Here is a 21,561-nt window from a genome sequence, read left to right on the forward strand (position 1 = left end):
GGCTGACCTGCCTCTGGTCTTTCATCCAGTGCGGACCAGAGTCTCGGCATGGGTTGACCTTGCCCCCAACCTTGGACCAGGTCGGGCCGGGATTTCTCGCCGGTCAGGCGCCGGGCGGGCCATATGGCCCGGCGCCGTTCATCAACTCGATCGGGCACTTGTCGCCGATCGCGCTGTGGGGACGATGCTCATTATAGTCCCTACGCCAAGCCTCGCATTTTGAGCGGGCGTCGTCGAGGGACATGAACCAGGCGGTGTTCAGGCATTCGGCCCGGACCTTGCCGTTGAAGGACTCCGCGAAGGCGTTGTCCGTCGGCTTGCCGGGACGGCTGAAGTCCAGGGTGACGCCGCGCTGATAGGCCCAGAGATCCAGGTCGCGGGAGACAAATTCCGGGCCATTGTCGACCCGTATGGTCTTGGGATAGCCCACCACCTTGCCGGCGCGATCGAGTGTCTCGACAACGTCCGCAGCCTTGTAGGCGAAGCGGGGATCCAGGACCGGCGAGAACGGGCTGAAGGTGTCGATAGCCGCCAGAATGCGGATCTTGCGCCCGTCGAACAGCTGATCGTGCAGAAAGTCCATGGCCCAGACATCGTTAGGCCGAGAGGCCGGCTGACGGGCCTCGCGCAGCTTGGCTCTGACCTTGCGTTTGGGCATCTTGTTGCGCAGCTGCAGGCCCAACTCCTTGTAGAGGCGATATATTTTCTTGCCATTGACCGGCCATCCCTCGCGTTTGAGCAGCACCGTGATCCGCCGGTAGCCGTAGCGCACCCGCGTCTCTGCAATCTCCTTGATCCGCTTCTTCAGGGCGACAGGATCTGTCCGCTTGCCCTTGTAGTGATGCTGGATCGTTCCGCCTGGAGCGCCCCGCAGGCGCGCCGAATGCTGACCTGCCAGGCCGCTCGCAGATAATCCACGAGCTGGCGGCGCCGGGCAGGTCCTAAAGCTTTCGCTTGATGACGTCCTGCAGCATCTCCTTGTCGAGCGACAGGTCCGCCACGATCCGCTTGAGGCGGGCGTTCTCGTCCTCAAGCTGACGCAGCCGTTTCATCTCCGACGGCATCAGCCCAGCGTACTTCTTGCGCCAGACGTAGAACGTCGCCTCGGAAATCCCTGCCTTGCGGCAGACCTCACCAACCGTGGCGCCCTCGTCGGCCTGACGCAGGATGAACGCCACCTGCGCCTCACTGAACTTCGACCTCTTCATGGTCGCTCCTCGCTCCGTGGCCCTTGCCGCAAAACGAGAAAATTCTAGCTCAAACCGGTCCAGTTTTTCAGGAGCAGGTCACGGAGAGTAACGTTGTCTGCGCCGGACCAAGGGACTTCGCCTTGGTTCCCACTACGCCCGCCCCAGACAAAAATTCCTGACAGTCCCGGCCGAATACAACATCATGAGTCAGCACGTTAGATTCCGGCGCGGTCTTCACCAGACGAGTACGTCACCGTCCGCTTAACAACAGCCGCCCTCTTAAACCCTGGCATAGATGCATTGAATACCGAGGCTACAAAATACAAGAATAGTGACGGATATAGAAATAGCCATATGTACGTCTTTAAAACCAGAACCCATTCAGATCGGAACAATCGAAACATAATGAAGACCAATGGAAGCGTGAGCATTATTTTGATGAAATTGCTTCTGGCGTGGCTAAATCGATTGATCAGTAGAGCCATAGCTACCCAAGGCACTATCATGAACGGCCCATGAAACCATCGACTAAGCCACAGGGTGCCCGAATAGCCATAAGTCATGCCTATGCCAGCCCTGTTGCCGAGAACCTCGTCGAACCAAATGCGACTAGAAGAATTCGTGCTCGACATTGGAGAGTAAAAAGACTCCAACGCATAGAATAAATCGTTACGCTGAACCGAGCTAAGGTCTACGCCGTTCGTCACTGCGTAGTATTCCCATCGCATCCAGTTCACCAACTCTCCGATATGAAACCATCCACCTTCGTACAGGCGTCCATAGGCAACAAAGAAAAATAACGGCTTGAAGAGGAATGCAATAAAGATAAATCCAAAGATGATCACTGCGAAGCCGGCAATACCAGAAGGTACAATTTGCCTTCTCCAGCGAGCCCATGCATAAAATATAAAGCCAACCACGAGCATGGTCAGCATTTGCCGATCACCCTCCAGTATACAAATTGCACAAATGAATAGCAGAAGAGACAACTTCCAGCGCAAGAAGCGCCTCTCAGCTTCCATCAACATAATGATATATAAAGATGTCCCGGCCCAAAATGAAATTCTAAGGAACTGATACTGCGATTGGATGTTGTATCGATGTATTTTATCAGTAAATATATATGAAGGGCCAGCGACGACATAGAATGCAAATATTGACAATACAGCCAGTGTTGCAGCAAGCAAAAGCGAGAATTCCAGGGATTGCGTCATTCTAATTTCGCATGGAATTTTCGTTGTCTCATTCAAGAATAGCCAAGAGACGAAAACTCCAATGAATGAATATATTGCAATTGGGCTGACATAATTATGATTTGTCAAACCGTAATGAATTCCAAAAAGTAAATACGCTGATCCAAGCAATAGATACAATTCAAGCGGATATATATATAGTTTTTTATTTGTATTTCTTATTATCATCTATTCGTACCGGGACATTGAGGCCGTAAAAAATAAGAAATCCGCGCTCATGAACTATAATCGTTAAGCTGTAACGATGCCGAGTTAATGCACCCCTAAACGGCGTAGATTGTGGGCGCGAAACGCTCACACCTCCGAATTTTCGCGATAACCGCAGCTTGCGGATAGTTTGCTTCGATGTGGAGCAGCATTTTATGTCGTTTCGTCAGTGCGGCCTCAACAATAGCACAAAATCCCTCACTGCAGAAAAACCCGGAGCGCGCAAAGCAAGCCTCGCTGGCACGCGGCGCTTTGGAAACGCAAGAATTAGAGCAGCTAGAGCGTTCATGTCGACGCGACGCTCCTCATATTGACGCGGAGACCAGACCATCAGAGCCCCAGACCGGCCGGCCTCTTCGAGCGATTGGGCCATTGCGAAGTACGATCGAGCGACAGGGTCAGGATAGCACGAAAGCATCAACACTGCTTCGCCTCTAAGAAGGTAGTCGAGCGCAACAGTGGATGGCGAGGTGATGATGAGAGCTCCGAGAGTGTCCGCGGCAATATCGCGCGCTAAACGCACGAACTGGACATTTGGGAAGCGGCGCTGAAGCTGCCTGCGAAAGCGCGTCTCGGGCACCGAAGCGCCCAAGATTGAAATCCCATGCGCGGAACAGAATTGGATGGCGGCTTCAAGCGCCTCAATAATTGCAGCTTCCGGAACATCAAGGCGCGGGTCGTTGCCGAAAACAAATAATGCGCTACGCAAATCTGAAACAGCGATTTGCCGCTCAACGAGATCGATTTTGCGGGCCGCATGAAAAGGATAATTTCTAGCCATGACATAAGTCATGTCTTTCTCATTCTGCAAAATCACAAAGCAATCGCCATTGACGTTGGCGTACAGACCACCATCATGCCGATTAATACGTTTGCGGGAGTTTATCTGCGTAATAAACCCATCCGCAACGCGCACGATGTAGGGCCTCTTTCCACTGGGCCTCGACTGAATCCAGTCAAGGAGCGGCGACCAGGGCAGCGGCGACAAAATGACGTCTTCGGGTTTCAACCGGAATATGTTCGAAATTCTTAGTGGGCGAGCTTGGGCGATGACATCCTGATCTACCGCAGCCAATAACCGTTCTGGCCTGCCAAAGGTTAAGATACGTCCTAGTGGCCTGAATTCAGCGCCAAGCTGATTGTCGCGCACTCGCGTCATGATCATCCGAACTTGGAAGAAGCGCCGTCGCCATAGACCGCGTTCGTGCCTCTCACCATTTCAGACACGGTGAACCTTGTTGCGAGTTCGTGCGATCTCGCGCTTGCAGCCTCAAGACCCTTTGCATCGAGAGACATCCTTACTATCTGCGCGCCGATAACTGCCGATGATGCGTCGCACTGGAGGATAACCCCATTGCGTCCAGGCTCAACCACTTCTGCCGCCCCCCCGACGTCAGTGGTGATGATTGGCAGGCCCGCGGAAAGGGCCTCGAGCAACACGTAAGGCATGGCTTCGTAGCGACTGGTCATAGCCAACAAGTCCAACGCAGGCATCAACTGGCGTGCATCTGTCCAACCTGTGAAGCGAAAGCCGTCGCCTGCGGCCAATGCCCGAACCGCGTCGCCGAGCTCGCCGTCACCGATCATCACGCCAATGATTTTTGGGTTGGTTCGGCGAGCGTCCAGAATTGCATGAACAAACCGTATCGGATCCTTTTGCGCCGAAAATCTACCGATGAAGCCCACTGCGACCTCATCGAGCGACAATCCAAGTTGGCTGCGAGTATGGTTGCGTGGAGGCGCATCAACGGTATCGACGCCATTGATCACAGTTGTTAGCTTGTGGATGTCGATACCCAACGTCCGGGCATGGCTCCATTCCGCGCTGCTGACTGTGATCAAGTTACTGCCAAGCAAGCTCAGCAGGCGCTCGACGCCCCCAAAGGCGATGCTCGCCAACTTGGATATATTTGGGTCCATCGTACGAAAAGCATGAGGTGTGTATACCCGCGCGCCGGGAATGCGGCAGGGGAGTAACCGCACGAGAGCGCCGGCCTTTGAACTATGGCCATGCAACACGTCATAGGGGCCCGTTTCTTCAACGAACCGGCTAAGCGAGCGCCAGCTTTCGAAATCATGGCCGCCGATAGACCGGTGCATTGCGATTGGAACATTCTTGAGTTCATTTGTTGCAACCAACGCCTCGACCCATCGGGGCTCCGCCCGCACCGGTGACCAGACCACAGTTACATCATGCCCAACCCGACTAAGGCCGCGCCCTAAATCCAGAACGTGTCGGCCCGAGCCTCCACCTGAAGGCTCTGTTACAAGAAGAATACGCAGCATCTAAATCGCGCCCAGCCAAGTGGATGACAATAAGTTTAAGCTTTACTTCCATGCCCAATTCTAGTCCAACTGTGGATAAGATTTAGACTTGGATTCACGACAATCGATCAACCACAATTGGTGCCGCTTGCACTCCCCTTCAATAATCCCTTCATTTTGAAAAATCATTGGACCCAAAAACCTTCTCAATAGAAGATTCAGTTTTGATACGTTTAACTGGCTCAAAATTGTACCAATTTATTGAAACAACCGTACTAAGGCATGATCCTATGAAAACAACTCTGTTAGCGACCCTCCCCGTTATCTCGTTCATTATTGGCTGCAGCAATCCGGAAATGCCGCAAAAAACTTCCAATGAAGAAGTCGGCGTAAATTACGGGGAAATTGCACTAGTGGAGCTTGCTCACAGACATTTCGGAGAAGAATCTACCTTTTTCAATGAAAAAATTAGCGATGCTGAAGGCATAGTCAAAGCATGCGGAGAATACTACACTTCCAAAGACACGTCACAACGGCTACTATACATATTCTCTGTCGAAGAGCAGAAAACCCTAAAGACCAACAAACTCCCGGAGTGGGAGCGGAAGTGTAAGGGAGGATGGAAGCCCGGAACCGGACGGTGAATATTACTACACCACGCCACGCCGTATAATGTCATGCATCTGAATTACGCCGATGGGTACATTGCCATTCGTTATGAAGAGTGTCGTCACTGCCGGGCCGACATCAGTCATGAGGCGTAGCGCCTCTGACGCCATGCAAGATTGCTCTACTACACGGCCACCGGCCGTCATCACTTGTGAGGCCGTCTTGTCCAGCAGGCCATCCATATGCCTCCTGAGATCTCCATCCGAGATCACACCCAACAGAGCGCCTTCGTCAGAGGTTACGCCCAAAATACCGAAGGCTTTGCTCGTCATAACTAACAGGGCATCTCCCATTGGGCAGTCATGTCCCACAAGTGGCACCTGATCTCCGCGGTGCATAATGTCGCCGACCGTAAGCAACATCGCGCCTAGCTTTCCACCAGGATGGAAATTGCGAAATTGAGTCGAAGTGAAACCCTTCCTTTCCAGCAGCGCCACAGCGAGGGCGTCACCGATTGCGATTTGCAGACTGGTGGATGTGGTCGGCGCACTCACGCATGCTGTCGCTTCAGGCACATTCGCCAGCAGGATCGGGATGTCGGCCGCGCTTCCCAAGGCGCTTTCCAGCGCAGCGGTAAGTGCGATAATCGGAATTCCAAAACGCTTCGCATAAATGAGTAGGTCTGATAGTTCCTTCGCCTCTCCTGACTTAGACAGAAGCAGTAGAGCGTCGTCCCCGCCGATCATTCCAAGATCGCCATGACTGGCCTCCGCTGGATGCACGAAAAACGCAGGAGCCCCGGTCGAAGCAAACGTTGAGGCTAGTTTCCGCGCAACATGACCAGACTTGCCAATGCCACTGCAGACAATCCGTCCCTTTAGGGAGTGCAGAAGATTGACGGCCCGCGAAAAGTTCTCATCTAGAAAGCCAGCTTGGGCCGCAAGAGCATCGGACTCCAAAGTGAGCACTCGACGCCCAACCTCAAGATTGTTGAAGCTATCTACTACGTAATCCAACTTATCGATTCCCTGTTTGCAGGCGATCATATTCACGCCGCGCCAATTCAAGATCTTCAGCCGTGTCAACCGAGATCGGCACCCCCTCGACCTCAGCTGCCCGGATACGCATACCTGCCGAAATTGCCCTCAGCTGCTCAAGCGAATCGCGCCTCTCAAGAGGACTCGGCTCCAGTTCACAAAAACGCTCCAAAATAGAGCGCTTAAATCCATATATTCCCACATGTTTGAGTATGGGGGTGCCTTCATAGATATTGCTGCGGGTGAAATAGATCGCTTCAAAAGAACCGTCTTCATCCGCGCTGGAGAGTATGACCTTCACTGTATTGGCATTTTCCCCGGCACCGGCGCTATCATCCCTAGCAGCCGCCGTGGATATGTCGCAGTCAGGACGTAGAAGAAGCTTCCCGCAAATGCCGACGACGCCCGGATCAACAAAGGGCATGTCGCCCTGGACGTTAACAACCATCGAAAATCGACCATTCGGATCAAAGGCTTGAACCGCGCTCCAAACCCTGTCCGTTCCCGAAGGCAAAGCAGGGTCGGTTAGAATCGCGGCCCCACCGAACGACTCAACAGCATCAACAATTTCCTGATCGCCCGCAGCAACTATAACGGGCCCCAAGTTCGCCGCTACAGCTTGACGCCACGCATGAACAATCATCGGCGCATCACCGATAGTCGCCAGCGGCTTGCCTGAGAGCCTGCTGGCGGCAAGTCGAGCCGGAATTACAACCAACGTGTCGCTAGGCATGGACTGGTTACGCTCCAGCCTTGGTCAGGGCGTCATATTCCAGCAGGTTGGCGATCAGGGCCTCGAACTGGCTCATCGGCACCATGTTAGGACCGTCGGACGGGGCGTTGTCGGGGTCGGGGTGAGTTTCCATGAACACGCAGGCTACGCCGATCGCGACAGCGGCGCGGGCCAGCACCGGCACGAACTCGCGCTGGCCGCCCGAGGAGCCGCCCAGGCCGCCCGGTTGCTGCACGCTGTGGGTGGCGTCGAAGACCACCGGGCAGCCGATCTCCTTCATGATCGGCAGACTGCGCATGTCGCTGACCAGGGTGTTGTAGCCGAACGACACGCCGCGCTCGCAGGCCATGACGTTGGGATTGCCGGCGCCCGTCACCTTGGCGATGACGTTCTTCATGTCCCACGGGGCCAGGAACTGGCCCTTCTTGATGTTGATGGCGCGACCCGTATTGGCGGCGGCGACCAGAAGGTCGGTCTGGCGGCACAGGAAAGCCGGGATCTGGATCACGTCGACGGCCTCGGCGACCGGGGCGCAGTGGCTGATCTCGTGGACATCGGTCAGGGTCGGCAGGCCGGTGACCTCGCGGATCTCCTGGAAGATCGCCAGGCTGTCCTGCAGGCCGATGCCGCGCTGGGCGTTGGCCGAGGTGCGGTTGGCCTTGTCGTAGGAGGTCTTGTAGATCAGGCCGACGCCCAGGCGGTCAGCCATCTCGCGCAGGGCATGGGCGGTCTCCAGCGCGTGCTGGCGGCTTTCCATCTGGCAGGGGCCGGCGATGATCGACAGCTTTTCGCCGTTACCGATGCGAACGGGCTTTCCGTTCGCGGTCTTGACCTCAACGACGGCGTTTGGTGCGCTCATGATATCCCCACAAATAGTAATACTGACATGCGCTTGCTATCTCGATGGCGATCATGTCGTCATTAGAACGCCTCTCAAATATGAGAGATAGAAGCAAGATTTATGAAACGAGATGATGCTTTTTTTAGGAGTGGGCGTCAAAAAGATGCAGAGTTTCTGACGAGGAAATCATAATAGAGCGAAGCTCACCCTTCGTTCACATTCGATTACCCTCTTGAACAAAACAATGGTATCGACTCGGGAAAACACCCCTCAAAACAACAATTGAAAATTGTTGTTAGATTTACTCGACAGAGCAAGGCCTCTTGAAAGCAAGTTAAATTCAAATAATTCTGATGCACTCTGGCAACTAGCCAAGCTGACGCCTCGGATTATTCCCATAGGAACTTTTAACAAGTGAACAACGTTATTGTGGCCGGCGGCGCTGGTTATGTCGGCTCACACACCTGCCTGACCCTGGCGGCGGCGGGATTCACCCCAGTGGTGTTCGACGACCTGTCCAACGGCCACCGCGAACACGTCCAGTGGGGTCCGCTGGAAATCGGCGACATTCGCGACGCCGCCCGGCTCGACGCGGTATTCGCCGCCCACAGGCCCGTCGCCGTCCTGCATTTCGCGGCCCGTATCGAGGTCGGCGAGTCGGTCAAGGATCCCGGCGCCTTCTTCGACAACAACGTGGCCGGAACCATCAACCTGATCGAGGCCGCCCGCCGGGCCGGTGTCGAGACCATGGTCTTCTCCTCGACCTGCGCCACCTTCGGCGATCCGGTGACGCTGCCGATGGACGAGACCCATCCGCAGAACCCGCTCAATCCCTATGGCCGCAGCAAGCTGATGGTCGAGCAGGCCCTAGCCGACTATGGCCGCTATGTCGGCTTCCGCTCCACGGTGCTGCGCTATTTCAACGCCGCCGGCGCCGATCCCGAAGGCCGGATCGGCGAGTGGCACGAGCCCGAGACCCACGCCATTCCCCTGGCCATCCAGGTGGCCCTGGGCCAGCGGTCGCACTTCACGATCTTCGGCGACGACTATGACACCCGCGATGGCACCGCCGTGCGCGACTATGTCCACGTGCTGGACCTGGCCGATGCTCATGTCGCGGCCCTGAACCGCCTGCTCGATGGGGCGCAGAGCACCAGCTACAACCTCGGCACCGGCCACGGCACGACGGTCAGGGAGCTGATCGCCGGCGTCGAGCGCGCCACCGGCAAGCCCCTGCCCGTGCAGATGGCGGCCCGCCGCCCCGGCGACGCGCCCATCCTGGTCGGCGACAACGCCAAGGCCCGCGCCGAACTGGGCTGGGCGCCGTCGCGCGATCTCGACGCCATTCTCGGCAGCGCCTGGCGCTGGCATCAGACGCAAACGTAGCAAGCGCCTAGACCACTAAGCTCACATTGGCAGCGTTTCAATAGAGCTGCAAAGGCTGCAAAGGCTGCAAAGGCTGCAAAGGCTGCAAAGGCTGCAAAGGCCTCTATAGAAACTAAAGAAATCAATAATTTTATGATTGGGCGGAATTTTCGACCGATTACTTTCTCGTATTTAAAGTAGGGACGTTCGGCACAAATTGTCCCCGCTCATGCAGCGCACAAAGTCCCGCTTGATGCTCTCCCCACTGCCTGGCGGACAGTTGCTTTGCCCCCCTCACAAGATTTCGGCAGCGCTCGCCAGCCTTTGTGGGCGCTACGCAATGCGCAAGTCCTCCCGAGGCCACCCACATCTCATAGTCATCCACGCTGATCCCGAAATAGCGAGCGGAGAAGACCTTGGGGTCGGCCATATAGGCGACCGCTTGCTCAACATCGAGCGGGACGGTTTCGCTGCCGCCAGGGACGTCGAGGGAAGCGCTCAGGGTGATCCCAGCCCAGGCCAGCCGCTGAACGACATCGCGGTCTTCAGCGCACATGAGCAGCTCCTATCGTGGTCGGGGATTCTACGATCGTTACCGACAATTGGCCCAGCAGACCGCCAAGTTCGTCGCGGAGCTTGCCGGCGGCAAAACTGGTTCGAGGGATTAAGGCTCGAGACGAGGAGGACCAGGCGCACGGCGCGAGGTAGCTCATGGCCCAATCGGGGCCTTTGGCACTAGCGATGGCGTCCCAGACGTCCGCTGGCCCTCGGAAGGCCACTATGGGGCGCTCACCGCTAGCAACGGCTTGGGCTGACGAAGGCGCCCCATCCGCCCAACACCCCCTGTTGAGCCAGTTCGTTGGGGATTTGATGAACTGTGGCGAGCAACCCCGAACCGCTACGGCATACCGTTTTACGCCTTCGATCAGCGCATCGACAGAGGCGTCGCCCCGGCGGATCAGGTTTAGGAAAATCGTCCTGGCTCCCCGCTCCTCCACCTTCCGCGGGTAGGCCGACCAAAACTCGGCGAACCGCGTCTCGTCATTCGTCGCCTTTGGCGCGTCTGGTTCATTTACAGGTTCAGTTACAGGTTCCTCTATATAGGCGAGCGCCAATTTGGCGGGTGTTCCTGTCGAAATTGGCGGGTGATCGGCGCCAAATTGGCGCAGCACGGGGCGCTGAGTGGCCGCCATTTTGGCGGAGTTTTGACCCGTCTGGAGGTTCAGATCGAGGACAACTTCGCCACCAATCTTGGCCTCAGCGAGATGCAGCGTGTAGAAGTAAGCACTTCCGCCGTGGCGACGATTTTGTCTCACTTCGCGACTGATCCAGCCCTCGGTGATCAGCCAGGCCAAATGCCGCTCGGCAGTCCGTTCTCCCTGAGCAGTCAGTTCTGCGAGGCGCTTGACCGAGGGATAGCAGGTCCACTTGCCGTCGCCGGCGTCGCGCGCGTGCTCGGCCAGGGTTACCAAGAGGAACTTGGCGCCGGCATTTCCGATGGCCGCACTGTACGCCCGCTTGATTGCATCGAGGCACATCCCTAGCCCCTCCGGGAGAGGCAGAGGAAATCAGGGCGCGAGATCATAACGGGAACGGACTGTGGTCGATTCTGTGTCACACCCGTTCCAAAGGGCTCCCCAGGTTCTCGGATCGTTCCCTTTCTCACATCGGCAAACGCCTTGTGATTAGGGCCGAAAACCCTTACGCCACGGGCTGCGGGGACATGGCGGAATGGTAGACGCGCCGGACTTAAAATCCGTTGGAGCAATCCGTGTGGGTTCGAGTCCCACTGTCCCTACCAGGCCTGGGAAAGATCAGGCTTCCGGCGCGATCTTCTCGATATTGGCCGCGCCAGCCTCCGTCAGCGCGGCGACCAGTTCCTCGACAGCCGCATCCACCTCGACCGGATCACGGCCCCGCACGACCAGGTTGGCGCCATAGACGTCGGGCGGGCTGAAGAAGGGATAGCTGCCCAGCGACATGTCGGGATGAGCCTTGGCGACGGCCTCCAGAGGCGCCGCGATCAGACCCTCGCCCGAGCCGGTGACGCGGACAGTCCTGCTGATCACCACCGCCCCGGTGCGCAGGCGCGGGCCGACATCGCCCAGCATGCCGCGCATGATCGCCGGCACCCCGGCCAGGACGAAGACGTTCTCGATCTGGAAACCGGGCGGCCCCTGCACGGGGTTCTTCACCAGCGTTCCGCCTTCGGGCACGTGGGCCATGCGGCGCCGGGCGGCGTTGGGCTCGCCCCAGCGCTCGCGCAGGAGGGCCATGATCTCGGGATGCTCGGGCGCCGTCACACCGAAAGCCTTGGCGATAGAGTCGGCGGTGATGTCGTCGTGGGTCGGACCGATGCCGCCGGTCGTGACGACATAGTCGTAGCGGGTGCGCAGGGCGTTGACCGCATCGACGATCTCCTGCTCGATATCAGGCACCACTCGCGCCTCGGCCAGATCGACGCCATAGGTGGCCAGATATTTGGCGATGGCGCTGAGATTGACGTCCTGGGTGCGCCCCGACAGGATTTCGTCGCCGATGATCAGCACCGCCGCCGTCACCCGATCCTTGCTGGCCGTCATCGCCGCGCTCCCCTACATCGCTTCATCGTTCTCCGATCCGACTTAGGGCCGCCATGCTGCTCCCGCAACCGCTCGTTCGCGGCCGCCTCGTCCAGCGCTACAAGCGCTTTTTCGCCGACATGGTGCTGGACGATGGCCGAGCGATCACCGCCCACTGCCCCAACCCCGGCGCCATGCTGGGCGTGAACCTGCCGGGACAGGGCGCCTGGGTGTCGTGGTCGGACGATCCCAAGCGCAAGCTGCCCTGGACGCTGCAGCTGGTGGAGGCCAACGGGGGTCTGGTCGGCGTCAATACCATGCTGCCCAACAGGCTGGTCGCCGAGGCCCTGGCCAACGGCGCCATCCCCGAGCTTTCCGGCTATGCGACCGTACGGCCCGAGGTGAAATATGCCGAGGCCAGCCGGGTGGATTTCCTGCTGACCCATCCCGACCGACCGCCCTGCTGGCTGGAGGTCAAGAATGTCCACCTGTCTCGCACGCCAGGCCTGGCGGAGTTCCCCGACTGCGTGGCGGCGCGCTCGACCCGGCACCTGCGAGATCTGGCGGCGCAGGTGGCGGCCGGAGATCGGGCGGTGGCGCTGTTTGTGGTGCAGCGGATGGACTGCGAAAGCTTCAGCGCCTGCGAAGATCTCGATCCGGCCTTCGCGCGCGGTCTCACGCAAGCGGCCCGGGCCGGGGTCGAGGTGCTGGTCTATGCGTGCGATGTGACGACCCAGGGCGTCCGCATCACGCGACGCATTCCGCTGGCGCCTTAACCGACATGACGGCGAATTAAGCTGCAATCGGCTCGCAGCTGACTAACCCTGCGCCTCGAACTTCGGGGGACCGCCGTACATGAAATTCTCGACCCTGACGGCCCTGTGCGCCGTCCTGGCTCTCTCTGGGTGCGGCGCATCTTCGGACGGCAAGGAAAGCGGGGCGATGACGGCCATGCGGGCGGTCTTCGCCTTCAAGGCCTGCACCGACAAGCTGGAGGCCAAGTTCGGCCTGGACGACATATCCGGCGTGACCTCCAACGACATGGATCCGGTCGCTATCGGCAAGCCGGGCGAGTGGGACGTGAAGTTCACGGCCGACGTCACGGAAAAGAAGTCCGGCCGGGTGACGCGTTACCAGGGGGTCTGCCATGTGCGGCGCGACCAGCCCACGACGCTGGATGCAACCTTCGTCAAGGAGGTCAAATCGGCCGGCAATGAGGTGCGTCGCAGCAGACCATAGCGGCGGGCGTTGAACTTTGGTGCTATAGTGGCGACATAAGCCCAGACGACATCCGCCTGCCCCGCCGTTTCGTTGGCGCGGCGCCCGCTCCCCCCGGGCCATGGCGGTCTGACATTCGAGTACGCCATGACCCTTGACGACACCCTAGAGATCGAAGCCGAGACCCGCACGGGCGCGATCAAGATCCACAAGGCCGAAGACTTCGAAGGCATGCGCCGCGCCGGCAAGCTGGCCGCCGAATGCCTGGACATGCTGATCCCGCATGTGGTCCCCGGCGTGTCGTCCGACGAACTGGACCGCTTGGCCCGAGAGTTCATTCTCGACGCCGGCGCCCTGCCCGCCTGCCTGTTCTATCGCGGCTATCCCAAGACGGTCTGCATCTCGCGCAACCACGTGGTCTGCCACGGCATCCCAGGCGACTGGGCGCTGCGCGAGGGCGACATCGTCAATATCGACGTCACCGTGATCGTCGACGGCTGGCACGGCGACACCTCGCGCATGTATGGCGTCGGCGAGGTGGGCCCGCGCGCCCGCCGCCTGATCGACATCACCTATGAAGGCATGGCGCGCGGTCTGGCCGCCGTGAAGCCCGGCGCGACGCTGGGCGACATCGGCCATGCCATCCAGTCTTACGTCGAAGCGCAGCGCTGCAGCGTGGTCCGCGATTTCTGCGGCCACGGCCTGGGCAAGGTGTTCCACGACGCGCCCAATATCCTGCACTTTGGCCGCCCGGGTCAGGGCGCGGTGCTGAAGCCGGGGATGTTCTTCACCGTCGAGCCGATGGTCAATCTGGGCAAGCCGGCGGTCAAGGTGCTGGGCGACGGCTGGACCGCCGTAACCCGCGACAAGTCGCTGTCGGCCCAGTGCGAGCATTCAATCGGCGTGACGGAAGACGGCTACGAGGTCTTCACCGCCTCGCCGGCGGGCCTGTTCCAGCCGCTGGTGCTGGGAAGCTGATCAGCGCTCGACAACCCTGAGGTGTTAAGGCCAAATACTCGCTCCTGACTCGGGGGTGGTATGGTCAGCGCGCGATCCCTAGGCGTATCCGACATGACGCCGGCAGCCCATCACATGGGCCACCGCGAACGCCTGCGCACGCGGGCCAGGGCCGGAGGGCTGGTCGCCCTGCCTGATTATGAGCTGCTCGAGCTCTATCTGTTCCGCACCTTCGCGCGGGGCGACGTCAAGCCGCGCGCCAAGGCGCTGCTGGCGCGGTTCGGTTCGTTCGGCGCAGTGATCAGCGCCTCGATCGATGAACTCAAGACCGTGCCGGGGATTGGCGAGACCGCCGCCATCGACATCAAGCTGCTGCATGAGGCGGCCATGCGGGCCGGTCGCGACAAGATCGCCAGGCGTCCGGTGATCTCGTCCTGGAGCGCTCTGCTGGGCTATGTGCGCGTCGCCCTGGCCAACGAGCCGCGCGAACAGTTCCGGGTGCTGTTTCTGGACAAGAAGAACCAGTTGATCGCCGACGAGATCATGAACCGCGGCACGGTCGATCACGCCCCGGTCTATCCCCGCGAGGTGATGCGGCGGGCGCTGGAGCTTTCCAGCAGCAACATCATCCTCCTGCACAACCATCCCTCAGGGGACCCGACGCCATCCAGACCGGACATAGACATGACCAAGCAGGTCATCGACGCCGGCCGGGCGTTGAAGATCAATGTTCACGACCATCTGGTCGTCGGTCGCGAGGGCGTGGCAAGCTTCAAGGCCCTTGGACTGATCTGAACGTCGCGTGCGGGTCTTCGCCTTCAGCGCGGTGTTCGGCCTAGTACTGGGCTCCAGCGCAACACGGCGCGCCGACCGTCGCATGTCCGGATCGGCCTTCTCCTCCAGCGCCCGTCACTTCAGCATAGCCCGACCCTGACAGGGCGCGAGGGCTGATCTGCTCCCCTCGCGCAGGCTTCACCTTGACGCGCCCGCGGCCATCCGTGAGCGTGGTCGCTCCAGTCCGCGTCCCATGTTCGGAGCCTCGATGCCCTATCGCCTGCTGACCGCCCTTCTAGGCTCCGCCGCCCTGCTGGCCACGGTCGCCCACGCGGCCCCGCCCACACCGACCGTGTCCAAGGCCGACATGGCCGCTCACCAGAAGATGCTGACGCTCGACACCCATCTGGACACACCCGAGCACTTCGGACGCCCCGGCTGGAGCATGCTGGACAGTCACGCGGTGACTCTGGACGGCAGCCAGGTCGACCTGCCGCGCATGAAGGCCGGTGGCCTCGATGGCGGCTTTTACGTGATCTATACCGGCCAGGGCGACCTGACCGCCGAGGGCTATCGCTACGCCCGCGACTTCGCCCTGAAACGCGCCGTCGACATCCGCGAGATGGTCGCCGCCCACCCCGACAAGTTCGAACTGGCCTTCACGGCCGAGGACGCCGCCCGCATCAGCAAGGGCGGCAAGTCGTTCGTCTATCAGAGCATCGAGAACAGCTGGCCGATGGGTGAGGACCTCACCCTGATGCAGACCTTCTATCAGGCCGGCGTGCGGATGGCCGGGCCGGTTCACTTCCGCAACAACCAATTCGCCGACAGTTCCACCGACCCGAAGGGCAAGATCTGGAACGGTTATTCGCCGCTGGGCCTGCGTTGGCTCGCCGAGGCCAATCGACTGGGCGTGCTGGTCGATGTCAGCCATGCGTCTGACGACGTGGTCAGCCAGTCGGTGGCCCTGTCGAAGACCCCGGTGATCGCCTCGCATAGCGGGGCCCGGGCGGTCTTCGATCACCCCCGCAATCTGAACGACGCCCTGATCAAGCAAATCGGCGACAGCGGCGGCGCGATCTGCATCAATTCCGTCTATCTGATCGCTTCGGCCGCCCCGAGCCCCGAGCGAAAGGCCGCGCTGGAGGGCCTTGGACGTCCGCCGCGCGACGAAGCCACCCAGGCCGACGTGGTCGCCTGGATGGCCAAGCGCGTCGCGATCGACAAGCAGTACCCGCCGACCCGCGCCAACTTCGATATCTTCATGGCCAGCATGCTGCACACCCTGAAGATCACCGGGCCCAAGGGCGTCTGCGTCGGCGCCGACTGGGACGGCGGCGGCGGTGTCGAGGGCCTGGAAGACGTGGCCGACCTGCCCAAGATCACCGCGCGCCTGAAGGCCGAAGGCTATTCTGACGCCGACATCGAGGCGATCTGGAGCGGCAATGTGCTGCGGCTGGTCGGACAGGCTCAAGCCTACGCCAAGAGCGTGGCGGCAAAATAGGCCAGAACACCTGCCCCCTTCGGTCAGTCCGGAGGGGGTAGGCGCGGCACTAGGCCCGCCGAAGCTTGTCCCAGACGCGCCAGACCATCAGCACCGCGAACAGCGCCGCATAGATCAGCGGCGGCCGATGGTCGGCCTTCACCAGCAGGTAGTAGTGGGCCACGCCCAGCGGGACGATCAGGTAGATCAGCCAGTGCAGTCGCTGCCACGCGGCCCGTCCCATTCTGATGATCCAGCCATTGGTCGAGGTCACGGCCAGCGGAATCAACAGCACGAACGCGCCCATGCCCAGGGTGATGAAGGGCCGCTTGAGGATGTCCTTCCACAGCTGATCGAAATCGAAGAACAGGTCGACGCCGACATAGGTCGATAGATGCAGCACGATATAGCTGAACGCGAAAAGCCCCACCGTGCGCCGGAAACGCACTAGTCGCGGCATCTTCAGAAGCCGCGCCGCCGGCGTGATCGCCAGGCCAACCAGGAGCAGCCGCAAGCCCCAGACACCCAGCTGACGGATCAGCTTCTCGATCGGATTGGCGCCCAGATCGCCGTTGAAACCCTTCCAAGCCAGCCAGGCTAGGGGCGCGAAGCAGGCCAGCCAGACCAGGCCGTAGACCAGATTGTCCTGCAGCTTGGACGGGCGCTTGCGCCGGCTGGCGGCGCGGGGCGCGGCGACGCTCTGGTCCATCAGAAGTTCTTCTTCAGGTCCATACCGCGATACAGGTCGGCGACATACTGGCCATAGCCGTTGAACGGCAGGGTCTCGCGACGGCGAAACTCGCCAATGCGGCGCTCGCTGGCCTGTGACCAGCGGGGGTGATCCACGGCTGGATTGACGTTGGAATAGAAGCCGTACTCTCGCGGCGCCGAGATGTTCCAGGCCGTGCGCGGCTGCTTGTCGGTCAGGGTAATCCGCACGATCGACTTGATGCCCTTGAAGCCATATTTCCAGGGCACGACCAGCCGCAGCGGCGCGCCGTTCTGGTTGGGCAGGGTCTCGCCATACAGGCCCACCGCCAACAGGGTCAGCGGGTGGGTGGCTTCGTCGATGCGCAGGCCCTCGCGATAGGGCCACTCCAGCACGTTCCAGGCCTGACCCGGCATTTCCGACGGCCGCATCAGGGTTTCGAACGCCACATACTTGGCCTTGGAGGTCGGCTTGACCGAGGCGATCAGGTCCTTGAGCGGAAAGCCCACCCACGGGATCACCATCGACCAGCCCTCGACGCAGCGCATGCGATAGATGCGCTCTTCCAGCTTGTTCTGCGCGATCAGGTCGTCGATCCCGACCGTGCGGGGCGCCTCGCACTCACCGTCGATCCGCACCGTCCAGGGCCGGGTCTTCAGCTTGCCGGCGCTTTCGGCGGGATCGCCCTTGTCGACGCCGAACTCATAGAAGTTGTTGTAGGTGGTGACGTCTTCCTTGGGCGTCGGCTTCTCGGTGGTGGAAAAGCCCCTGGAATAGTTCAGCGGCGCCGCGCCAGCCACGCCCGCCAGCCCGGTCAACCCGAGCCCCGCCGCGCCGCCGATGAATTCCCGTCGCCGGAGATAGAGCCCGTGATCGGTGACCTCGTTCTCGGTCAGGTCGGGGGCGTTGCGGATCAGCATGGCGGGCTCCGGTGCAAGGTCTTACCGAAGATACGCACGACCTCGCCGATTGGTTACGCCCGATGATGATTTTCGATCGGGTTGCTGGCCGAAACCAAGCAGTCAAGCCACGAGGTTGACATTGCCGCAGCTTTCCCGCCCCAACGGGGTGTCCATCGCCGAGAGACGGAAGATAATGAGTTCAAGAAGCTTGGCCGACATGCTCGCCGACGCCGTCGCGTTGCGCTTGGCCGGTAAGCTCGTCGAGGCAACGGCAATCTTCCGGGACCTGGCCCGCGTCGAGCCACAAAACGCCGATCTTCTTCTCAGTCTTGGCGTTTCCCTCAATCAGATCGGCGCGCTCGAAGAGGGAGAGCAAATCCTGCGCCGCGCCTTGGGCCTGAGGCCCGATCTGGCGCCTATCCGGCAGGCCTTGGCGGTGAACCTGATGGCCCAAGGCCAGTACGCGGAAGGCTGGACGCATTACGAGTCGCGACACGAGGTGCCGGCTCTGGCCTTGCCAAGCGCCACGGCCTTCCCTTTTCCCCAATGGAATGGTGAGGATCTGACGGGCAAACGGATCGCGATCTTTCCCGAACAGGGTTTTGGCGATCACATCCAGTTCGCCAGGTTCGTCCCGCAAATGCAGACTGCTGGGGCAGAGGTAATCCTGCTAACCAGGGCGGAACTGGTCAGACTGTTCGAACACAGCTTTCCCGGCGCCAATGTTGTCGCCGCAGTCGGCGCCGTCGAGTTCCCGGATCCTGATTTCTGGGCGATGGCCGGCGGACTGGTGGGGCGTCTGGGCGTAACCCTGGAAACTCTTCCGGCGCAGCCCTACCTACGCACGCCCGCCAGCGCGCCGGGGCTTCCGCCGGGCTTCAAAATCGGTGTCCAGCTTCGCGGCAACCCTCACCACAGCAACGACGCGAACCGGTCGCTTCCGCCAGAGGTTGCGGCCCAGCTACGCACCAGCCTGCCGGGCCATGTGCTGGGCCTGGATCCCGCTGAAACCGGCGCCCAGGATTTCGCGGAAACCGCCGCGATCATAGATCAGCTGAACCTCGTGATCACCGTCGACACCTCTGTCGCACACTTGGCCGGCGCGCTGGGCCGCCCATGCTTCGTCCTGCTCCCGCACTTGGGGACGGATTGGCGCTGGTTGCGGGATCGAAACGACTCGCCGTGGTATCCCAGCCTGCGCCTCTATCGGCGTGGCCTGGAAGACGCAGACTGGTCGGCAACGCTGGACCGCCTCGTGGGCGACGTTCACGCCTTGGCCGGAAACTGAAGGTTAGCGCGTAGCCTCTGGCTGGGCGCGCGGTGCATAAACTCGCTTTAGGCCCTCGGCCAAAGCGGCTCGCTCTTCCGCCGACAAGCTCGTCGCAAAAGCCGCAAGCGCCTCTTCGACATTCGTTCGCGCTCGACCATCAAGCGTCCGGGCTGTGGCCAGATGCTGGCCGACCACAGCCGAATCGTATGGCACAGCCTTAAAAGCCAGCAGCGCGGCCTGCCGTTCGGCGCGAGCCTGCCTGACGATCGGCTGATTGCTTCGATTGGCCTCGCGCAAAGCTCGCCTCAGCTTTTGGCGACTCTCTTGCGACAGACCCTGGCCAGCAGTCCACAACTGTGGCCGCGCAGGCATTTCGCCCGGCGGTACGCCAGCGGCGGTAGATGGCCGTACCCATGCCGGCGACCTCGGCTGAAGTGGCGTCTGCGCGACCTCGTCCACAGTCACTGTCGGCGCGGCCATAGGAGGCGATGAAGGAAGCTCGGCCCGCGTCGACCCCGGCATTCCAACCTGCGCCGACGGAGCCTGGCGCACCAACAGCACGCCTACGACACCGCCAACGAGGAACACATTGAGCGCCGCCGAGACGATCAGGCCGATCAGCAGCGAACGGGACAAGGTCATAGGGCGGCGGGCTCCTGGAGGGCCTCGGAAAGGTCTGCGGTGAAGTCGGTGGCGATCACGCTTTGACCCTGAGGCGGACGCCCATGATCAGCCTGGCCGATCATCACGCCGACCGCGACACCCGCCAGAGCTGCAACGCCCAGGCCAAGGGCGGCGCCGGCGCCGGCCAGCCAGCGCTGAACCGTGCTGGCTGGCCGTGGGGCCGCCACGATCAGCCGCCCCAGCAGGGCTGCATCGGCGGACTGAGCGGGCGCGAGGTCGAGCAGACGATCCAGTCGCGCGGCGTCGGCCAGCACCGCTTCCAGACGCACGGGTTCGGCGGCCAGCAGGGCGCGCGCGATCTCGCGCTCGGCCTCCGGCCAGCGGGCCACGTCACCGCCATAGATCTCGGCCAGGTCGGCGAACCGTTCGACGGTCATGGTCATGACGCCATCTCCTTCATCGCCCGGACCCCGCCAGATCGGCGAGCGAGGCCTTGAGCGCACGTCGCCCCCGCCCCAGCAGGCTTTCCAGCGCCTCGACACTGATCGTCATCAACGCAGCGGCTTCGATGTTGCCCAGGCCCTGATGATGGCACAGCACGATGGCTTCGCGCTGGCGCGCGGGCAAGGCCGCAAGCGCCGCCTCGACCCGTCGCGACAGGTCCGCGCCCAGCAGGCCGGCGTCCGGCGCCGGACCAGTGTCGACCTGCTCCGGCGGCTCGGCCGTAACCACCTCGCGGCGGCGACGCAGGCGATCGTAGCAGAGGTTCAGCGCCACCCGGTGCAGCCAGGTATCGAACTTCGCCCCGCCCGGCCGCCAGGAGCGCGCCTGTTTCCAGGCCCGCAGGAAAGTCTCCTGCGCAACATCCTCTGCTTCGCCGGCGTCGTTCAGCATCCGGCGAGCCAGGGCGAGAACGCGCGGCAGGCGTCGGTCCAGCAACTGGCGAACGGCGGCCGGGTCGCCCCGGCCTACCCCTGTCAGCAGCGCCTCGTCGGGATCGCTCCCCTCGGCCGCCAAACCTCACCTCGCCGCGCGCGAACACATCAATCAGATTCCGACCTTCGCCTTGTCGGCGCCGGTCTTCAACTCCGTCAGACTCAGAACACCATCATTGTCGGCGTCCATGCGCTTGAAGCGGTTGGCCAGTAAGCCATCCATCTCGCCACGTGACAGGAAGCCATCATTGTCGGCATCCACGCGCGACCACATCCGCTCGGCGCCCCGGCCGGCCCGGCCGGGGCCGGACTGAGGAGCATCGGCTTTGGGCTTGCGCATGGCCGAGAACTCTTCGCGCGACAGCTTGCCATCCTTGTCGGCGTCAAGATGAACCATCATCTGGCCGCCGCGTCCGGCCTGGAATTCGGCGAGAGTGACCTTGCCGTCGGCATTGGCGTCGAGCGCGGCCGCGCCCCGGGGCTGGGCCAGGCTGGGGCCGGCCAGCATGACAATCGCGGCAGCGGCGATCAGTGCGTGTTTGACCATGTGATCTGCGTCTCCAAGACGTTGAAAGCCCGTCCCATGATCCGTTGAACGGAGGGGTCCGGCAGTTCCGTCGCGGAGATT

23 protein-coding genes, 1 tRNA gene and 1 pseudogene are annotated in these 21,561 nt (G+C 61.0%); 9 read left to right on the plus strand and 16 right to left on the minus strand.

What is annotated here, in order from left to right:
• Window positions 1-103 precede the first annotated feature (103 nt).
• From ACW17V_RS14955 to ACW17V_RS14970, 4 genes and pseudogenes are all read right to left on the minus strand, one after another.
• Window positions 104-1,208, minus strand: a pseudogene (locus ACW17V_RS14955) (IS3 family transposase).
• A gap of 197 nt (window positions 1,209-1,405) precedes the next feature.
• Window positions 1,406-2,404 carry a hypothetical protein gene (locus ACW17V_RS14960; RefSeq protein ID WP_492105856.1) on the minus strand — a complete coding sequence of 333 codons (999 nt, stop codon included), beginning with the start codon at window positions 2,402-2,404 and terminating at the stop codon, window positions 1,406-1,408.
• Window positions 2,405-2,816: 412 nt separating this feature from the next.
• A complete protein-coding gene (locus ACW17V_RS14965; RefSeq protein WP_492105857.1) occupies window positions 2,817-3,800 on the minus strand; it encodes a hypothetical protein in 984 nt (327 codons plus the stop codon).
• A gap of 11 nt (window positions 3,801-3,811) precedes the next feature.
• Window positions 3,812-4,936 (minus strand): glycosyltransferase family 4 protein, encoded by a 1,125-nt coding sequence (locus tag ACW17V_RS14970; protein WP_419320583.1) that lies wholly within the window; start codon window positions 4,934-4,936, stop codon window positions 3,812-3,814.
• Between the two features lie 269 nt (window positions 4,937-5,205).
• Here ACW17V_RS14970 and ACW17V_RS14975 point away from each other — a divergent pair, with 269 nt between their 5' ends.
• Complete coding sequence (locus tag ACW17V_RS14975; RefSeq protein WP_492105858.1) at window positions 5,206-5,559, plus strand: hypothetical protein; 354 nt, start codon at window positions 5,206-5,208, stop codon at window positions 5,557-5,559.
• Window positions 5,560-5,565: 6 nt separating this feature from the next.
• Here ACW17V_RS14975 and ACW17V_RS14980 read toward each other — a convergent pair whose 3' ends face one another.
• From ACW17V_RS14980 to kdsA, 3 genes are read right to left on the minus strand one after another with little or no spacing between them, the layout of a single operon-like run.
• Entirely contained in the window at window positions 5,566-6,570 is a 1,005-nt protein-coding gene (locus tag ACW17V_RS14980) for a KpsF/GutQ family sugar-phosphate isomerase (protein ID WP_492108810.1), read from the minus strand.
• Window positions 6,542-7,294: a 3-deoxy-manno-octulosonate cytidylyltransferase gene (locus ACW17V_RS14985; RefSeq protein ID WP_419320581.1), complete on the minus strand. Its 753-nt coding sequence runs from the start codon at window positions 7,292-7,294 to the stop codon at window positions 6,542-6,544. The genes ACW17V_RS14980 and ACW17V_RS14985 overlap by 29 nt, the downstream gene beginning before the upstream one ends.
• 7 nt (window positions 7,295-7,301) lie before the next feature.
• Window positions 7,302-8,153 (minus strand): 3-deoxy-8-phosphooctulonate synthase, encoded by an 852-nt coding sequence (gene kdsA / locus ACW17V_RS14990; protein ID WP_419320580.1) that lies wholly within the window; start codon window positions 8,151-8,153, stop codon window positions 7,302-7,304.
• 396 nt (window positions 8,154-8,549) lie between these two features.
• Between kdsA and galE the strand changes: the two genes are divergently transcribed.
• Window positions 8,550-9,521, plus strand: coding sequence for a UDP-glucose 4-epimerase GalE (gene galE / locus ACW17V_RS14995; RefSeq protein WP_419320579.1), 972 nt, complete (start codon window positions 8,550-8,552; stop codon window positions 9,519-9,521).
• A 157-nt stretch (window positions 9,522-9,678) separates the two neighbouring features.
• Here the strand turns inward: galE and ACW17V_RS15000 are convergent, their stop codons facing one another.
• Together ACW17V_RS15000 and ACW17V_RS15005 are read right to left on the minus strand one after the other, a co-directional pair.
• A complete protein-coding gene (locus ACW17V_RS15000) occupies window positions 9,679-10,056 on the minus strand; it encodes a hypothetical protein (RefSeq protein WP_419320577.1) in 378 nt (125 codons plus the stop codon).
• Window positions 10,046-11,038: a helix-turn-helix domain-containing protein gene (locus ACW17V_RS15005; protein WP_419320575.1), complete on the minus strand. Its 993-nt coding sequence runs from the start codon at window positions 11,036-11,038 to the stop codon at window positions 10,046-10,048. Before ACW17V_RS15005 ends, ACW17V_RS15000 begins: the two co-directional genes overlap by 11 nt.
• Window positions 11,039-11,217: 179 nt before the next feature.
• Here ACW17V_RS15005 and ACW17V_RS15010 point away from each other — a divergent pair.
• A tRNA-Leu gene (locus ACW17V_RS15010) sits at window positions 11,218-11,301 on the plus strand.
• Between the two features lie 13 nt (window positions 11,302-11,314).
• Here the strand turns inward: ACW17V_RS15010 and ACW17V_RS15015 are convergent.
• Window positions 11,315-12,082 carry a competence/damage-inducible protein A gene (locus tag ACW17V_RS15015; protein WP_492105859.1) on the minus strand — a complete coding sequence of 256 codons (768 nt, stop codon included), beginning with the start codon at window positions 12,080-12,082 and terminating at the stop codon, window positions 11,315-11,317.
• A gap of 53 nt (window positions 12,083-12,135) precedes the next feature.
• Between ACW17V_RS15015 and sfsA the strand changes: the two genes are divergently transcribed.
• The 5 genes from sfsA to ACW17V_RS15040 all read left to right on the plus strand — a co-directional run bounded on the left by sfsA (window position 12,136) and on the right by ACW17V_RS15040 (window position 16,514).
• Complete coding sequence (sfsA, locus tag ACW17V_RS15020) at window positions 12,136-12,837, plus strand: DNA/RNA nuclease SfsA (protein WP_492105860.1); 702 nt, start codon at window positions 12,136-12,138, stop codon at window positions 12,835-12,837.
• Between the two features lie 79 nt (window positions 12,838-12,916).
• Window positions 12,917-13,300 (plus strand): hypothetical protein, encoded by a 384-nt coding sequence (locus ACW17V_RS15025; protein ID WP_492105861.1) that lies wholly within the window; start codon window positions 12,917-12,919, stop codon window positions 13,298-13,300.
• Between the two features lie 126 nt (window positions 13,301-13,426).
• Window positions 13,427-14,257 (plus strand): type I methionyl aminopeptidase, encoded by an 831-nt coding sequence (gene map / locus ACW17V_RS15030; protein WP_492105862.1) that lies wholly within the window; start codon window positions 13,427-13,429, stop codon window positions 14,255-14,257.
• A 60-nt stretch (window positions 14,258-14,317) separates the two neighbouring features.
• Window positions 14,318-15,031, plus strand: a complete 714-nt coding sequence (radC, locus tag ACW17V_RS15035) for a RadC family protein (RefSeq protein WP_492105863.1) — start codon at window positions 14,318-14,320, stop codon at window positions 15,029-15,031.
• Between the two features lie 247 nt (window positions 15,032-15,278).
• Window positions 15,279-16,514 carry a dipeptidase gene (locus ACW17V_RS15040; protein WP_492105864.1) on the plus strand — a complete coding sequence of 412 codons (1,236 nt, stop codon included), beginning with the start codon at window positions 15,279-15,281 and terminating at the stop codon, window positions 16,512-16,514.
• 49 nt (window positions 16,515-16,563) lie between these two features.
• Here ACW17V_RS15040 and msrQ read toward each other — a convergent pair whose 3' ends face one another.
• Together msrQ and msrP are read right to left on the minus strand one after the other, a co-directional pair.
• On the minus strand, window positions 16,564-17,202 hold the full coding sequence (gene msrQ, locus ACW17V_RS15045) for a protein-methionine-sulfoxide reductase heme-binding subunit MsrQ (RefSeq protein ID WP_492105865.1): 639 nt from the start codon (window positions 17,200-17,202) through the stop codon (window positions 16,564-16,566).
• Entirely contained in the window at window positions 17,202-18,122 is a 921-nt protein-coding gene (gene msrP, locus ACW17V_RS15050; RefSeq protein WP_492105866.1) for a protein-methionine-sulfoxide reductase catalytic subunit MsrP, read from the minus strand. The genes msrQ and msrP overlap by 1 nt, the downstream gene beginning before the upstream one ends.
• Window positions 18,123-18,321: 199 nt before the next feature.
• Between msrP and ACW17V_RS15055 the strand changes: the two genes are divergently transcribed.
• Complete coding sequence (locus tag ACW17V_RS15055; protein ID WP_492108811.1) at window positions 18,322-19,392, plus strand: glycosyltransferase family 9 protein; 1,071 nt, start codon at window positions 18,322-18,324, stop codon at window positions 19,390-19,392.
• Window positions 19,393-19,395: 3 nt separating this feature from the next.
• Here the strand turns inward: ACW17V_RS15055 and ACW17V_RS15060 are convergent, their stop codons facing one another.
• The 4 genes from ACW17V_RS15060 to ACW17V_RS15075 are packed head-to-tail and all read right to left on the minus strand — an operon-like array spanning window position 19,396 to window position 21,480.
• Window positions 19,396-20,016: a periplasmic heavy metal sensor gene (locus ACW17V_RS15060; RefSeq protein WP_492105867.1), complete on the minus strand. Its 621-nt coding sequence runs from the start codon at window positions 20,014-20,016 to the stop codon at window positions 19,396-19,398.
• On the minus strand, window positions 20,013-20,441 hold the full coding sequence (locus ACW17V_RS15065) for a hypothetical protein (RefSeq protein ID WP_492105868.1): 429 nt from the start codon (window positions 20,439-20,441) through the stop codon (window positions 20,013-20,015). Before ACW17V_RS15065 ends, ACW17V_RS15060 begins: the two co-directional genes overlap by 4 nt.
• A gap of 13 nt (window positions 20,442-20,454) precedes the next feature.
• Window positions 20,455-21,015 carry an RNA polymerase sigma factor gene (locus ACW17V_RS15070; RefSeq protein ID WP_492105869.1) on the minus strand — a complete coding sequence of 187 codons (561 nt, stop codon included), beginning with the start codon at window positions 21,013-21,015 and terminating at the stop codon, window positions 20,455-20,457.
• Window positions 21,016-21,045: 30 nt separating this feature from the next.
• Window positions 21,046-21,480: an EF-hand domain-containing protein gene (locus tag ACW17V_RS15075; RefSeq protein WP_492105870.1), complete on the minus strand. Its 435-nt coding sequence runs from the start codon at window positions 21,478-21,480 to the stop codon at window positions 21,046-21,048.
• Window positions 21,481-21,561: the final 81 nt, after the last annotated feature.

This window comes from Caulobacter sp. FV2ye17ST (assembly GCF_058680955.1).

Coding starts and splice junctions, on each gene's coding strand:
- ACW17V_RS14960 (WP_492105856.1), bottom strand. CDS start 2,404: ATGACGCAATCCCTGGAATTCTCGCTTTTGCTTGCTGCAACACTGGCT.
- ACW17V_RS14970 (WP_419320583.1), bottom strand. CDS start 4,936: ATGCTGCGTATTCTTCTTGTAACAGAGCCTTCAGGTGGAGGCTCGGGC.
- ACW17V_RS14975 (WP_492105858.1), top strand. CDS start 5,206: ATGAAAACAACTCTGTTAGCGACCCTCCCCGTTATCTCGTTCATTATT.
- ACW17V_RS14980 (WP_492108810.1), bottom strand. CDS start 6,570: ATGATCGCCTGCAAACAGGGAATCGATAAGTTGGATTACGTAGTAGAT.
- ACW17V_RS14985 (WP_419320581.1), bottom strand. CDS start 7,294: ATGCCTAGCGACACGTTGGTTGTAATTCCGGCTCGACTTGCCGCCAGC.
- kdsA (WP_419320580.1), bottom strand. CDS start 8,153: ATGAGCGCACCAAACGCCGTCGTTGAGGTCAAGACCGCGAACGGAAAG.
- ACW17V_RS15000 (WP_419320577.1), bottom strand. CDS start 10,056: ATGTGCGCTGAAGACCGCGATGTCGTTCAGCGGCTGGCCTGGGCTGGG.
- ACW17V_RS15005 (WP_419320575.1), bottom strand. CDS start 11,038: ATGTGCCTCGATGCAATCAAGCGGGCGTACAGTGCGGCCATCGGAAAT.
- ACW17V_RS15015 (WP_492105859.1), bottom strand. CDS start 12,082: ATGACGGCCAGCAAGGATCGGGTGACGGCGGCGGTGCTGATCATCGGC.
- sfsA (WP_492105860.1), top strand. CDS start 12,136: ATGCTGCTCCCGCAACCGCTCGTTCGCGGCCGCCTCGTCCAGCGCTAC.
- ACW17V_RS15025 (WP_492105861.1), top strand. CDS start 12,917: ATGAAATTCTCGACCCTGACGGCCCTGTGCGCCGTCCTGGCTCTCTCT.
- map (WP_492105862.1), top strand. CDS start 13,427: ATGACCCTTGACGACACCCTAGAGATCGAAGCCGAGACCCGCACGGGC.
- radC (WP_492105863.1), top strand. CDS start 14,318: ATGGTCAGCGCGCGATCCCTAGGCGTATCCGACATGACGCCGGCAGCC.
- ACW17V_RS15040 (WP_492105864.1), top strand. CDS start 15,279: ATGCCCTATCGCCTGCTGACCGCCCTTCTAGGCTCCGCCGCCCTGCTG.
- msrQ (WP_492105865.1), bottom strand. CDS start 17,202: ATGGACCAGAGCGTCGCCGCGCCCCGCGCCGCCAGCCGGCGCAAGCGC.
- msrP (WP_492105866.1), bottom strand. CDS start 18,122: ATGCTGATCCGCAACGCCCCCGACCTGACCGAGAACGAGGTCACCGAT.
- ACW17V_RS15055 (WP_492108811.1), top strand. CDS start 18,322: ATGCTCGCCGACGCCGTCGCGTTGCGCTTGGCCGGTAAGCTCGTCGAG.
- ACW17V_RS15060 (WP_492105867.1), bottom strand. CDS start 20,016: ATGACCTTGTCCCGTTCGCTGCTGATCGGCCTGATCGTCTCGGCGGCG.
- ACW17V_RS15065 (WP_492105868.1), bottom strand. CDS start 20,441: ATGACCATGACCGTCGAACGGTTCGCCGACCTGGCCGAGATCTATGGC.
- ACW17V_RS15075 (WP_492105870.1), bottom strand. CDS start 21,480: ATGGTCAAACACGCACTGATCGCCGCTGCCGCGATTGTCATGCTGGCC.